The organism is Streptomyces tibetensis, assembly GCF_007655005.1.
Taxonomy (GTDB): domain Bacteria; phylum Actinomycetota; class Actinomycetes; order Streptomycetales; family Streptomycetaceae; genus Streptomyces; species Streptomyces tibetensis.
The window spans coordinates 1-314 of sequence record NZ_SZVW01000079.1 but is presented as its reverse complement, the minus strand read 5'-3'; the positions used below and the strand labels follow the sequence as shown (position 1 = coordinate 314).

Here is a 314-nt window from a genome sequence, read left to right as displayed (position 1 = left end):
GAGCAGGGACGAAAGTCGGGACTAGTGATCCGGCGGTGGCTTGTGGAAGCGCCGTCGCTCAACGGATAAAAGGTACCCCGGGGATAACAGGCTGATCTTCCCCAAGAGTCCATATCGACGGGATGGTTTGGCACCTCGATGTCGGCTCGTCGCATCCTGGGGCTGGAGTCGGTCCCAAGGGTTGGGCTGTTCGCCCATTAAAGCGGTACGCGAGCTGGGTTTAGAACGTCGTGAGACAGTTCGGTCCCTATCCGCTGTGCGCGTAGGAATATTGAGAAGGGCTGTCCCTAGTACGAGAGGACCGGGACGGACGA

1 rRNA gene is annotated in these 314 nt (G+C 59.2%); it reads left to right on the top strand.

Features of this window, described 5'->3' with window-relative positions:
- Window positions 1-314: ribosomal RNA gene (locus FDO69_RS41010) — 23S ribosomal RNA — on the top strand; the annotation flags it as partial.